Origin of the sequence: Saccharopolyspora gregorii (assembly GCF_024734405.1) — a bacterium.
GTDB lineage: Bacteria > Actinomycetota > Actinomycetes > Mycobacteriales > Pseudonocardiaceae > Saccharopolyspora_C > Saccharopolyspora_C gregorii.
In genome coordinates this window covers 1788413-1800771 of sequence record NZ_CP059556.1, presented here as the reverse complement: position 1 = coordinate 1800771, position 12359 = coordinate 1788413, and the positions used below count along the sequence as shown (strand labels likewise).

Annotated in this window: 14 protein-coding genes and 1 pseudogene; 8 read left to right on the top strand and 7 right to left on the bottom strand. The window is 73.4% G+C overall.

Annotated features, from left to right (window positions below):
- Positions 1–124: 124 nt before the first annotated feature.
- Together H1226_RS28255 and H1226_RS07955 are read right to left on the bottom strand one after the other, a co-directional pair.
- Positions 125–307, bottom strand: a pseudogene (locus H1226_RS28255) (Tn3 family transposase); the annotation flags it as partial.
- 12 nt (positions 308–319) lie between these two features.
- Positions 320–1321 carry an ABC transporter substrate-binding protein gene (locus H1226_RS07955; protein WP_258348131.1) on the bottom strand — a complete coding sequence of 334 codons (1002 nt, stop codon included), beginning with the start codon at positions 1319–1321 and terminating at the stop codon, positions 320–322.
- 74 nt (positions 1322–1395) lie between these two features.
- On the opposite strand from H1226_RS07955, the gene H1226_RS07950 reads away from it, so the two are divergent.
- From H1226_RS07950 to H1226_RS07925, 6 genes are all read left to right on the top strand, one after another.
- Entirely contained in the window at positions 1396–2322 is a 927-nt protein-coding gene (locus H1226_RS07950) for a siderophore-interacting protein (protein WP_258348129.1), read from the top strand.
- Between the two features lie 103 nt (positions 2323–2425).
- Positions 2426–3112: a biliverdin-producing heme oxygenase gene (locus H1226_RS07945; RefSeq protein WP_258348127.1), complete on the top strand. Its 687-nt coding sequence runs from the start codon at positions 2426–2428 to the stop codon at positions 3110–3112.
- 402 nt (positions 3113–3514) lie between these two features.
- Positions 3515–4372, top strand: coding sequence for a helix-turn-helix domain-containing protein (locus H1226_RS07940; protein WP_258348126.1), 858 nt, complete (start codon positions 3515–3517; stop codon positions 4370–4372).
- Positions 4369–4566 carry a DUF397 domain-containing protein gene (locus tag H1226_RS07935; RefSeq protein ID WP_224959685.1) on the top strand — a complete coding sequence of 66 codons (198 nt, stop codon included), beginning with the start codon at positions 4369–4371 and terminating at the stop codon, positions 4564–4566. The genes H1226_RS07940 and H1226_RS07935 overlap by 4 nt, the downstream gene beginning before the upstream one ends.
- Positions 4567–4666: 100 nt before the next feature.
- Positions 4667–5491: an SAM-dependent methyltransferase gene (locus tag H1226_RS07930; protein ID WP_258348125.1), complete on the top strand. Its 825-nt coding sequence runs from the start codon at positions 4667–4669 to the stop codon at positions 5489–5491.
- A gap of 50 nt (positions 5492–5541) precedes the next feature.
- Positions 5542–5970 (top strand): hypothetical protein, encoded by a 429-nt coding sequence (locus H1226_RS07925; RefSeq protein WP_224959682.1) that lies wholly within the window; start codon positions 5542–5544, stop codon positions 5968–5970.
- Here H1226_RS07925 and H1226_RS07920 read toward each other — a convergent pair.
- Genes H1226_RS07920 through H1226_RS07910 form a run of 3 tightly spaced genes read right to left on the bottom strand, consistent with a single transcriptional unit; the run spans position 5891 to position 7841 of the window.
- Positions 5891–6538 (bottom strand): DUF1990 domain-containing protein, encoded by a 648-nt coding sequence (locus H1226_RS07920; protein WP_258348124.1) that lies wholly within the window; start codon positions 6536–6538, stop codon positions 5891–5893. The genes H1226_RS07925 and H1226_RS07920 overlap by 80 nt on opposite strands.
- Entirely contained in the window at positions 6535–7212 is a 678-nt protein-coding gene (locus tag H1226_RS07915) for a DUF1990 domain-containing protein (protein WP_258348123.1), read from the bottom strand. The genes H1226_RS07920 and H1226_RS07915 overlap by 4 nt, the downstream gene beginning before the upstream one ends.
- The gene (locus H1226_RS07910; RefSeq protein ID WP_258348122.1) at positions 7209–7841 is read right to left on the bottom strand and encodes a DUF4383 domain-containing protein; all 633 of its coding nucleotides are present in this window, start codon (positions 7839–7841) and stop codon (positions 7209–7211) included. Before H1226_RS07910 ends, H1226_RS07915 begins: the two co-directional genes overlap by 4 nt.
- 194 nt (positions 7842–8035) lie before the next feature.
- Between H1226_RS07910 and H1226_RS07905 the strand changes: the two genes are divergently transcribed.
- Positions 8036–9187, top strand: coding sequence for a hypothetical protein (locus H1226_RS07905; RefSeq protein WP_258348121.1), 1152 nt, complete (start codon positions 8036–8038; stop codon positions 9185–9187).
- Here the strand turns inward: H1226_RS07905 and H1226_RS07900 are convergent.
- Complete coding sequence (locus H1226_RS07900; protein WP_258348120.1) at positions 9163–9429, bottom strand: UBP-type zinc finger domain-containing protein; 267 nt, start codon at positions 9427–9429, stop codon at positions 9163–9165. The genes H1226_RS07905 and H1226_RS07900 overlap by 25 nt on opposite strands.
- Positions 9430–9683: 254 nt before the next feature.
- Between H1226_RS07900 and H1226_RS07895 the strand changes: the two genes are divergently transcribed.
- A complete protein-coding gene (locus H1226_RS07895) occupies positions 9684–11255 on the top strand; it encodes a Na+/H+ antiporter (RefSeq protein ID WP_258348119.1) in 1572 nt (523 codons plus the stop codon).
- Positions 11256–11277: 22 nt separating this feature from the next.
- Here H1226_RS07895 and H1226_RS07890 read toward each other — a convergent pair whose 3' ends face one another.
- Entirely contained in the window at positions 11278–12024 is a 747-nt protein-coding gene (locus tag H1226_RS07890) for an IclR family transcriptional regulator (RefSeq protein WP_224959712.1), read from the bottom strand.
- Positions 12025–12359 lie beyond the last annotated feature (335 nt).

Here is a 12359-nt window from a genome sequence, read left to right as displayed (position 1 = left end):
CTTGGGCGAGGCCGACTCCAGCAGCCGCACCCTGACTACCACCTCGCTTGACTTGCTTTCGGCTCCGGTGTTGGCAGCGTTGAACAACGCGCGAACACCGGAACCGAAGAGCTAGTCGTTCGCGGTTGAACAGCACGATCGCGTTGAGCACAAGGCCGAGGGCGCCGAGCTGATCTTCCATGCCTTCGTAGTAGCGCTGCCGCAGTTCGCCGCGCTGACCGTGGAAGATCCGCCGGGCCAGCGCATGGCGGCCTTCCTGGAGGTTGGCCGGTGCTTTGATGTCCCGGCGGTAGCCGGTGTCGTCGACCGCGGCCGGGCGTCAGTTCGCGGCGGGCGACTGCTCTTCGAGGTGGTCGGCGAGCCGGGTCATGATGTCCGCGTAGCTCGCGTAGCTGAACGGGGCGACCGCGTCCCACTCGACGAACCGGTTCGCCCGCGCGGATTCCTGCGCCGCGAACACCGGGTTGCGCTTGAGCTGCTCCGGCGGCAGCGAGGCCTCGCGGGTGTCCCACATCAGCACGTCGCCCGTGTAGGCACCGGCGTTCTCCCACGCCAGCCGCTCGAAGTAGCCGCCGCCCGCGGTGTCCGGGTGCGCCGGGGTCCGGATCGGCAGGCCCAGTTCGCGCACGTAGTAGTCCAGGTCCGGGTTGCGGCCCGGCACCACGACGAAGAACTCCTGCTTCGTACCGCCGACCACCAGGATGCTGCGCCCCTCCGCGCGCAGCCGGGCGCCGATGCCGCGCAGCCGGTCGGCGGCGGCGTCGAACCGCGCCTGGTCCGCCCGGATCCGCTCCGAGTCCACATCGGACCCGAGCGCGCGGGCGAGCTCCTTGTAGGCGCCGATGGTCTCCGGCAGCGAACGCCCGGACTGCTCGACGCCGACGGTGGGCACGAACGCCCGCACCTTCTCCTCCTGCTCGGCGGTCAGGTGCCAGAGCCCGTCGAACTCGGCGTACTTGCCGCTGACCAGCAGGTCGGGGCGCAGCCCGGCCGCGGATTCCAGGTTCAGCTCCCCGTACCCGGGGCCGGTGACGTCGGTGACCGCCGCCGGGTCGACGCTGCCCGCTTCCGGTTCGGTGCTGCCGTCGTCGCGGACCAGCGGGCCGAAGGTGCCGACCACCGGCACCCCGAAGTCGTGCAACGCGCCCGCGGCCGAGACCTGCGCGATGATCCGTTCCGGCACCTCGTCCCGCCGCACCGGCACCCCGCGGTCGTCGACGAAGCTCCAGCCGCCCGCCGCGTCCTGCGGCGCGGGCGCCGAGCACCCCGCCAGCGCGGCCACCGCCACGAGCAACCCGGCTGCGCGCGTCCTGCTCACCATCAGCGAATCTCCCCTCAGTATGAGGTTAGGCTAGCCTACGGGTCAGTCGAGTCGATGGGCAGAAGAGGTGCGAGATGGCCGAGCGGACCGAAGTGCGCCGCCCCCAGTACGTGATGTTCCGGACCCGGGTGGCGCGCGCCCAACGGCTCGGCCCCAGCTTCGTGCGGATCACCTTCACCGGTGAGGACCTGCACCGCTTCGGCATCGGCGGCGACGACCAGCGGGTGAAGCTGATCCTGCCGCAGCCCGGCAGGCCGCTGAGCGACATGCCCGGCGGCGACGGCTGGTACCCGCGCTGGCAGGCGATGCCGGACGAGATCCGCCCGACGCTGCGCACCTACACCGTGCGCGCCTACCGGGAGGACCCGTTCGAGCTGGACATCGACTTCGTGCTGCACGGCGTCGACTCCGGCCACAGCGGCCCCGCCTCCGCCTGGGCCGCGGCGGCCGCCCCCGGCGACGAGGCGCTGCTGCTCGGCCCGGACCGGCCGGGCAGCGGCCGGATGTGGGGCTGCGAGTGGTCCCCGCCGGAGACGGCCCGGCAGCTGGTGCTGGCCGGGGACGAGACGGCGGTCCCCGCGATGGCCGCGATCGTCGAGGCGCTGCCCGCCGACTCGCGCGGCGTGGTCTGCGCGGAGGTACCGACGGCCGAGGACGTCCAGACCTGGCGCGCGCCGAGCGGCGTCGAGGTCCGCTGGCTGATCCGGCAGCGGCCGGAGGGGACCGCGCCGATCGGGTCGCTGCTGGAGGAATCGGTGACCGGCGCGCTCGGCGAACTCGGCTCGCGCGGCGGTTCCGAGGCCGGCCTGGACGACGTGGACGTGGACACGACGACGCTCTGGGAGGTGCCCGAACCGGACACCGCAGGCGGCGAGGTCTACGGCTGGCTGGCCGGGGAGGCGGCGGTGATCAAGCGGCTGCGCCGGGTGCTGGTGCAGGACCACCGGGTGCCGCGCAGCTGCGTGGCGTTCATGGGCTATTGGCGCGAGGGCCGCAGCTGACACCGCTCCGGGCGGAGTGGCGACCACCTCTTGGCATCGGGGCCCGCGGCGTGCCACGATCCCTGAGATTAAGTAAGCCTTACCTAACTGCCCGGAGGTTCGAGTGTCCTCGCCCGCACAGCAACCGGTACGCAGTGACTTCGCCGCCAGACTCCGGTCCGGCACCCGCGCCGACCACGACCACGTCCAGTCCCTGCCGTTCCTGCGGACCCTGCTCGCCGGGGAGCTCGAAGCCGACGCCTACGCCGTGATGCTCGGCCAGCACTACTTCGCCTACTCCGTGCTGGAGCAGGCCGCCGACGCCATGCGCAGCGACGTGGTCGCGGGGCCGTTCGTCAGCGAACGGCTGCGCAGGCTGCCGCACCTGGAGACCGACCTGCACTACTACCTCGGGCCGGACTGGCGGGAGGTCATCGCGCCCAGCGCGGCCACCGAGCGCTACTGCGCGCGGCTGCGGGAGGTGTGCTTCGACTGGCCGGGCGGGTTCGTGGCGCACCACTACACGCGGTGCCTCGCCGACCTCTCCGGCGGCAAGCTGATCCGCTCGGCGATGCGGCGCAGCCTGGACCCGCCCGACGGGAAGGGGTTCGCGTTCCTCACCTTCGACGACGTGCCCAGCAGCGCCGGGGTGCGCAACGCCTACCGGCTGCTGCTGGACACCGCGGGCTGGGACGAGCGCGAGCAGCGGCGGATCATCGCCGAGGTGCGGCTCGCCTACCACCTCAACACCGAGGTGTTCGCCGACCTCGGCAGCCGGCTGCCCCCGCGCATTCCACGACCGCGCGGGTGAGTTCGCGGCACCGGAAATGAGGCGGAAGGCAATGCAACGTTCCCGCTGAATTCCGCAACAGTGCGGAATTCAGTGGGAATACTTGCACCACCCCGGTCGGCCGCCGCGACGGAGCGGACGCATCGGATTCCGCGGACCGGCCGCACCCGCATCCCGCCGGACCGGGGCCACGGCACGGCCGGAGAGCGCCGGAAGTCCTTTCAGGACGGCATTCCCCGCGGCACGCGCAGGCGCTCCGAACTGCTGCGACGGGACTCGCGGAACCGGACCCGCCGGGCCGGCGGCGAATTCGGCCCGTTCCCGATCAGGAGGAAAAGCAGAATGCCAGGTACCGAGACCTGGCAGCAATGACTCATTCGGATGATCGCCGTTGTCGCGGACAATGGATTAGCATTCAGCGACATGACCGCAACTCCACCACGACCGCGGGCCTACGTGCTCGGCGCGGAACTGCGCGACGCCCGCCGCAAGAGCGGGCACACCTTGCGCGGGCTCGCCTCGATCCTGGACGTCTCGCACTCCGTCCTGGTCCGCTGGGAGCACGGCGACCGGGTGCCGTCCGCCGAATCCATCTCAGCCGTGTGCGTGGTGCTCGGCGTCAGCAGCACCGCGCGGTCCCGGATGCTCAAGCTCGCCCGCGAAGCCGCCGCCGAACCGGCGCCCTCGCAGGCCCCCGGGGCCGCGGGCGGCGTCGACCAGCTCGCCACCCTGCTCGAATTCGAACGCACCGCCACGAAGATCACCGACGTGGCACCGCTGCTCATGCCCGGCCTGCTCCAGTCCGCCGAGTACACCCGGGCGATCATGGCCACCGGTGTTCCCGAGCAGGAGGCCAACAAGCGGGTCGCGATGCGCCAGGGCCGCCGCGACACCATCACCCGCAAGCGCTCGCCCGCGAAGTACACCGCGCTGATCCTCGAATCGGTGCTGCACCAGCCCATCGGGCGCACCGGCGGGCTGCACGACCAGCTGCGCTTCCTGGACGAGATCTCCGAGCGGGACAACGTCGAACTCCGCATCATCCCGTCGGCGGCGGGCTGGACGCCCGCGCACGCCGGACCGTTCGTGCTGCTCGAATTCGCCAAGGCGGACCCGGTGGTGCACCTCGAACACCACCGCTCCTCGGCGTTCCTGCAGGACGACGATTCGGTGGGCGCGTTCCGCGCCGCCCGCGACGAGCTGGAGCGGATCGCGCTGAGCCGGGAGGACTCCCGCAAGCTCATCGCCGAGATCGCCGCCCGCGAGCAGGTCCCGGCGTGAGCTCGGCGCCGCGCGGCTGGCGGAAGTCCTCGCACAGCAGCCAGGAGACGAACTGCGTGGAGGTCGGGCGGCTGCCCGGGGGCGGGGCCGCGGTGCGCGACACCAAGGACCGGGCGGGCGGGCACCTCGCCACCAGCTCCGCGCAGTGGTCCCGCTTCGTGCGCTCGCTCCGCCGGAGCAGCCCGCTGCGCTGAACGGAGCACCGGACAGGTCCGTTCGCCGGAATACTTCCGGCAGGGGTGGTTGCCACTACAGTGGCGTTGATCATCGAGTCGACGCCGCTGCGAGGAGACCATGCCTGTTCCGGTCGAGCCCTCGGACACCATCGACACCAGCAGGCCGAGCGCGGCGCGCGTCTACGACTGCGCGATCGGCGGCAAGGACCACTTCGAGGTCGACCGCGAACTGACCCGCCGGATCAACGACGCGGTGCCCGAGGCGAGCAGCCTCGCCGTCGCGAACCGCCGGTTCCTGGTGCGCGCCGTCCGCTTCCTCGCCCGGGAAGCGGGCATCGACCAGTACCTCGACTGCGGATCCGGGTTGCCGACCGCGGAGAACACCCACCAGGTCGCCCAGCGCATCGTCCCGGAAGCGCAAGTGGTCTACGTGGACAACGATCCGACGGTCGCCGCGCACAGCAGGGCGCTGCTGGCCGACCAGGAAGGCAGCCACTTCCTCGACGCGGACATCCACCGGCCGGCCGAGGTGCTCGGGTCCCGCATCGTCCGGGACGAGCTGGACCTCACCCGTCCGCTGGCGCTGCTGCACGTCGGCACGCTGCACCACTACGACGAGGAGCGGGGCGGCAGGTCGGCCGCCGACCTGGTGGGCGAGTACGTCGAGGCGCTGCCCGCCGGATCCTTCGTGGCGTTCAGCCACTTCCTCGACCCGGAGGACGCGGACGGGGAGCCGGCGCGGCTGGTGGAGGAGATGCTGCGCGCCGGGCTCGGCACCGGGTTCTTCCGCACCCGCGCGGAGATCGGCGCGATGCTGGCCGGGCTGGAACCGCTGGCCCCCGGTCTCGTGGTGGCCGACGACTGGTGGCCGGACGGCCCGCGCCGCACGCCGCTGCCGCCGGTGGCCCGCTGCCTCGCCGCCGCCGTCGCCCGCAAGCCCTGACGCCACGCTGACCTGGAGTGGAGGCGGGCGGGGCGGGGTATCCGGCGGGTGTGGAGTCGCAGACCGTGGAGTGCTTCCCGTTCCGGTTCGACCGGGCGCACCGGATCCCGGCGCTGCCGTTCGGCATCACCCCGGTGACGACGTGGGTCCGGGTCGGCGACCGCGAGCTCACCGTGCGGTTCGGGCCGTGGTGCGTGCGCACCGAGCGGGCCAACGTGGCGGGGACCGCGGTCACCGGCCCGTTCTGGACGTGGCGGACGGCGGGCCCGGCGCGGGTGTCGCTGGCCGACGGCGGCCTGACCTGCGCGACGAACGGGGAACGCGGGTTGTGCGTGCGCTTCGTCGAACCGGTGCCGGGCATCGAGCCGCTGGGGCTGCTGCGGCATCCGGCGGTGACGGTCACGGTCGCGGATTGCGATCGGCTCGCCGCGCTACTGGCTCGGTCAGCTCGACCATCCGGTGACCAGCGCCGCGGATGAACCGCAGCTGGGTGCTGCGGCCGAACACGGCGAACCCGAGGCGCACCACCGGGTTCGGGATGTGGGCGTGCCGGGAGAACGCGCGCACCTGGAACTCGACGGTGCCGGTGGCGATGTCCTTGCGCACCAGGAAGTCCATCTGCCCCTGCTCCAGGTGCCCGCGCAGCGTGCGGTAGTTCCAGCCCCACACCCGCACCCCGTCCCGGGTGGTGTCGGTGATGCCGCCGACCCGGCACGGCAGCCGGAACACCAAGCCGTGGAAGGAGGTTTCGAGCAGCAGATCGGCGCCGGGCTCCAGCTCCCGGGTGGAGCGGCACGCGCGCGAGACCAGCGTCGGGTCGGCGAACTTGTAGTCCCGCACCAGCGCGCAGGCCCGTTCCCACGGGCCACCGACCAGCGGCGGTCCCGGTGGTTCCGCGGGCAGCTCCCGCCGCTGGTCGTCCACCGTCCACTCCGGGCCGGGGTCCAGCGGGTCCACCGCGGCCACGTCGAAGTTCACCGGCAGGTCCCGGAACCGCGCCAGCTCCCGGAGCAACCGCGGGTCGTCGTCGCAGCGCAGTCCGGTCACACCCGCTCCCCCACCACCGATTCGTCGCGCCCGGTGTAGATCTCCACGCCGTCCACCAGCCGCCCGCCCGCGACCGCGCACACCCGCGCGCAGCACCGCACCCACAGGTACGCCTGCAACCGCCGCGACAACCGCAGCCGGTCGTAGAGCACGTCGGCGGCGCGGCTGCTGCTGCGCGCCCAGGACTCGATCTCGAACAGCATCCGCATTCCGCGGTCGTCCGCGCGGAACTCGATCTGCCCCGCCTCCAGGTGGCCGGGCCGGGTGGCGAGCCGGAACGACGTCGGCGTCACGTCCAGCACCCGCACCGGGCCGTCCCACGGGCCGGGCATCCGGACCACCAGGTCGTCCCCGGGGCGCAGGTCCGCGTGGTCGCCCTCGGGTTCGAAGCGGGCCACCTCGCCGGGCACCATCCGGTCGGGCGCGGCGACGAACAGCGCCATCACGTCGGCGGCGGTGCACAGGTGCAGCTGGATCTCCGCGGAGTACCGGCGGTGGAACAGCGGGCCGACGCCGTCCTCCGGCAGCTGCAGGCCGGTGCAGTCGGCGGGCGCGGGCGGCGGGCGCACCGCTTCGACGCGGTCCACCAGGTGCACCGGCACGTCGCTGGTCAGCTCGCGCACCGCCGCCAGCAGCAGTCCCGGCGGCCAGCGCCACAGCCACGGCAGGATCACGCGCGGCCGCCCTCGGTGCGGCGGCGGGCGCGGGCGCGTTCGACGGCGCGGCGCCGCGCCTGGTCGCGCAGCACGATCTGGGTCTGCTCCGGCGTGGGGTGGCCTTCGCCCATCGCGATCTCCGCCTCCCGGTAGCGCTGCTCGTCCTCGTCCGGCTCACCGCCGCGGGCGTCGGCCAGCTGTTCCTCCGGGTCGGGACGGCGGGTGCGCATCGGGTGCTCCCGCCGGTACGGGTTGTCCGGCGGCAGCCCGCCGGACAGGCGGCCGTAGAGCCCGGTGCACAGCAGGACCAGCCCGGCGACGAGGCTGAAGAACACGTTCGGCAGCCGGAACGCCAGCAGGTTCCACGGCGAGTTGAGGACCGCCAGGTGCACGAGCCCGGACAGCAGGAACAGCACCCCGATGAACGTGGTCACCGTCGAGGCCTGCCTGCCGCCCCACGCCGCGCAGCCGATCAGCACCGCGCCCGCCACCAGCGAGATCACCGCCAGCAGCCCGTTGCTGGACAGCCCCAGCACCGGCTGCCCGCTGGTCGTGAAGAAGTCCAGGCCGCGCAGCAGCCCCAGCACTCCGAACGCCCACAGCACCAGTCCCAGCAGCACGGCACCGATCCGGTGGACCGTGTGCACCGGATGCGGCGCAGGTTTCGTCGCGTGCTTCATCGCCCACCCCCGGAGCCCGTCGTCACGCTCTGCGGCTACCCGCTGACCGATCCGGTTACACCGGGCGGCGCGCTTCCCCCGGTCGCCGGGTACCGCCGCGAAGATCGCGCGCCATACAGTTGTCGGCGCCCGTTAGCGATCGATGCGGAATGGCCGGAGCGATGAGCCGCGACAACAAGATCTTGCTGGCCGCGCTCGCCTGCGGCGCCGTCCTGGTGCCCGCGGTGGTGGTGCTCGCGCTGCGGTGGCCGTGGTGGGCGTGGCTGCTCGGCAGCGCGGCGCTGCTGGCGGGCGTCGCGGCCTACGCCCGGCGGCTGGTGCGGCTGCACCAGCAGGAGCAGCTGCGGGAGGCGCTGGTCGTGCAGCAGCAGCGGCCCGCGGTCCCCGCCGAACCCGAACCGGAACCGCCGCGGCAGCGGCTGCTGCGGGACGTGCCGCTGCCCAGTTCCGAACCCGACTACCGGTTCGTGTTCGGCGCGACCGCGTGGTGGCGGCGCCCCGCCGACGCGGTCGGGGTCGCGCACGAGAACCCGGCCGGCCTGGCGGTGGACGTGCTGCTCACCCGCGCCAGGGAGATCGCCGCGACCGAGCACCCCGGTGGCGCCGAGGTGGTGGCGCACAAGCTGGCGGGCGCGCTCGGCGCGGTGCAGCGCGACCCGCACGGGCACGTGGAGGTGTGGGCCGCGGACGTGACGCTCGTGCTGCCGGAGCAGGACGTGGACCGGCTGCACCGGCTCGCGGAGGTCCGCAAGGACGAGCAGCTCTGGCACCGGGAGCGCGACCACGAGCGCAGCAAGCGCGCCTACCTGGCCGACGAGGTGCTGCAGGACACCGGCAGCGCCGTGGTGTGGTGGCTGGCGCGCAACGAGAACGACGTGGAGCGCGCCGCCGAGCTCATCGGCACCCTCGCGCAGCTGTCCGCCGCCGCCAACGGCACCGAGATCGACGAGCGGTTCCGGCACCTGGTGCCGTCGTCGCGGCAGGCGCCGTTCCCGAACGGGCTGCCGTTCCCCGGGGATTCGCTGTCGTTCGGCGGCACGCTCGACTCGGGGCGCTTCTTCTCCTACGGGCAGCTCTCCGCGGGGGCCGAGCTGCCCGCGGACGCCGAGCACACCGCCATCGACCACGTGCGCGGGCTGCTCGACGAACTCAGCTCGGACGACGAGGACGCCGACCGGGACCGGCTCGCGGACAGGCTGGCCACCTTGTTCGACGCGGCCGGGCAAGCCGAGTTCGCGGCGGCCATCCGGCGCCGGTTCGGGACCGCCGAGGACGGGCAGGTGCCCGCTCAGCCGAGGCGTTCGTCCACGTAGCACCACGCCCAGGCCTCGCCCGGCTCGAAGGAGCGGATCACCGGGTGACCGGTGCCGCGGTGGTGCTCGGTGGCGTGCTGCCGCGGGCTGGAGTCGCAGCAGCCGACGTGCCCGCACTCGGTGCACATCCGCAGGTGCGCCCATTCGTGCAGCCCCAGCCGCGCGCAGTCCTCGCAGCCGGAGCGGGAACCGGGCTCGGGCCGCCGGTCCGCCGCCGCTTCCAGGTGCTCGCAACCGGCCATCGCCGCCTCCCGGGTTCCGCGTCCGATGGCCCCACCATGCCCGGCCGCGCCCCGGACCCGCCAGCGCCCCGGACCCGCCAGCGCCCCGGACCCGCCAGCGCTCCGGACCCGCCAGCGCTCCGGACCCGCCGACGCTCCTGACCCGCCGGCGCTCCTGACCCGCCGGCGCCGGGAACGCGACGAGGCGCAGCACCCGTCGATCATCCCTACACTTCCGTCGACCGCGAAGCCCGCCAGGACGGAGACGCAGCCGCATGCACCAGTTCCCGGACCTGATGGTGCTGCTCGCGGTCGCGCTGGTGATCACCGCGCTCGCCCGGCGGTGGGAGCTCTCCGAGCCGCTGGTGCTGGTGCTGGCCGGGCTCGCGCTCTCGTTCGTGCCGGGCGTGCCGGACTACGCGATCGACCCCGAGCTGATCCTGGTGCTGGTGCTGCCGCCGCTGCTGTACTCGGCGGCGCTGACCTCGTCGACGATCGGCCTGCGCGCGAACGCCCGCCCGATCGGCTCGCTGGCGCTGGGCGCGGTGCTGGTCACCACGCTGGCGATCGGACTGGTGGCGTGGTGGCTGGTGCCCGCGATGCCGCTGGGCGCGGCGTTGGTGCTGGGCGCCGTGGTGGCCCCGCCGGACGCGGTGGCGGCCACCTCCATCGGCCGCAGGCTGGGACTGCCGCGCCGGGTGATGACGGTGCTCAGCGGCGAGAGCCTGGTCAACGACGCCACCGCGCTCACCGCGTACCGGGTCGCGGTGGCCACCGTGCTCGGCACCGGGTACACGCTGCTCGCCGGGGTGGGCGTGTTCCTGCTGGCGACGATCGGCGGGCTCGCCGTCGGGTGGCTGGTGGGCTGGGCGGTGCACCGGGCGCGGCGGGCGCTGGCCGACGGGGTGCTGGAGAGCGCGCTGGGCCTGCTGGTGCCGTTCGCGGCGTACCTGCTGGCGGAGGGCATCAACGCGTCCGGGGTGCTGGCCGTGGTCGTCGCCGGGCTGTACCTGGGGCAGCGCTCGCCGACGGGCAGCGCCTCGGTGCGGTTGCAGGACCGGGCGGTGTGGCTGTCCGCGGACACCCTGCTGGAGGCGCTGGTGTTCGCGCTGATCGGTTTGCAGCTGCGCTCGGTCACCGAGGGCGTGGCCGGGCAGCTGGTGCCGCTGGTGCTGGTGGGGACCGCGCTGACGGCGACGGTGGTGCTGGTGCGGGCGGCGTGGGTGTTCGCGACCTTGCAGCTGCCGGAGCTGCTGCTGCGCCGCGGTCCGGCGCCGCCGTGGCGGTACGGCGCGGTGGTGTCCTGGGCGGGGATGCGCGGCGTGGTGTCGTTGGCCGCCGCGGCGGCGATCCCGCAGTTCACCTCGACCGGGGCGCCGTTCCCGCAGCGGCCGCAGGTGCTGTTCCTGGCGTTCTTCGTGACGTTGGGGACGCTGCTGCTGCACGGGCTGACGTTGCCGTGGGTGATCCGCGCGCTCGGCGTTCGCGGCGGGGAGCGCTACACCGATGCGCTGGCCGAGGCGGAGGCGGCGCACAACGCGGCGTTGGCGGCGCGGCGGCGGCTGGACGAGCTCTCGGCGGACGATCCGCCGCCGGACGAGGTCGCCGAGCACCTGCGGCGGTCCGCGGAGCGGCGCAGCAACCGGGCGTGGGAACGGCTGGGCCGTTCCGCCGAGGAGGTCGGGGAGAGCCCCGGCGCCGCGTACCGCCGGTTGCGCGCCGAGATGCTCGCCGCGGAGCGCGAGGTGTTCGTCCGGTTCCGCGACGAGGGCCGCATCGACGACGTGGTCCTGCGCCGGGTGCTGCACGAACTGGACCTGGAGGACGTGATGCTGCAGCGGGAATGACGCCCCCGCCGAGGCGTCCCGGTCATTCCTCCAGGAAGCCGAGCTGGCCGGAGAGCTCCTTCGCGGCGACCGTCATCGCGCCGATCACCTCGCGCATCCGCTTGCGGGAGAACCGGTAGGACGGCCCGGAGGCGCTGAGCGCGGCGACGACCTCGCCGTCGTGCCGGTGCACGGCGACGGCGGCGGCGTTGAGCCCGAGCTCCAGTTCCTCGTAGCTGGTGGCGTAGCCGTCGCGCACGATCAGCTCGAAGCCGCCGCGCAGTTCGCCGGGGTCGGTGACGGTCCGCGGCGTGTACTGGGCGAGTTCGCCGTCGAGCAGCGCGTCCTGGTCGTCGGCGGGGGCGTGTGCCAGCAGCACCTTCCCGCTGGAGGTGGCGTGCAGCGGGGTGCGCTGGCCGACCCAGTTGTGCGCGGTGACGGAGGCGGTGCCGCGGGCCTGGCTGATGTTGATGGCCACTTCGTCGTCGCGGACGGCGATGTTCACGGTCTCGCCGAGCTCTTCGGCCAGCGATTCGCAGAAGGGGCGGCCGAGCCGGGAGAGGTCCATCCGGTCGGTGGCGGCGCCGGCGAGCCGGACGATGCCGAAGCCGATGACGTACTTGCCGCGTTCCCCGAGCTGTTCGACGAGACCGCGGGAGACGAGGACGCTGACCAGCCGGGAGGCGGTGGACTTGTGCACGCCGAGTTCGCCGGCGATCTCGGTGATGCCCGCTTCGCCGTGGCGGGCCAGCAGTTCCAGCACGCTTACCGCCCGGTCCACCGACTGCACCAGGGCGCCGGAACGTTCACCGTTGCTGGATCGTCCTGCGTTGACCACGGTTCAACCCGTATTCGTTGCCGGAGAATTGCCGCCTCGAACGATACACGGTGTTGCTGATTACGCAACAACCCGGCCCGGGGCCGTTCGGATCGTCCGCCGGCGGCCACGCTACGGGACCGGACGGCCGCGGCGGACCCCCACCCGGGGCACCTCGGAACGCCGGCCGCTCGCGAACCGCGCACACCGGCCGCGCGCCGCTCCGGCACGCCGGCGGCGAACCTCGGCGCGTCGCGGCGGCGCACGGGAAAACCCGATCACACCAAGGGAATTCGCCCTGCCGTGTG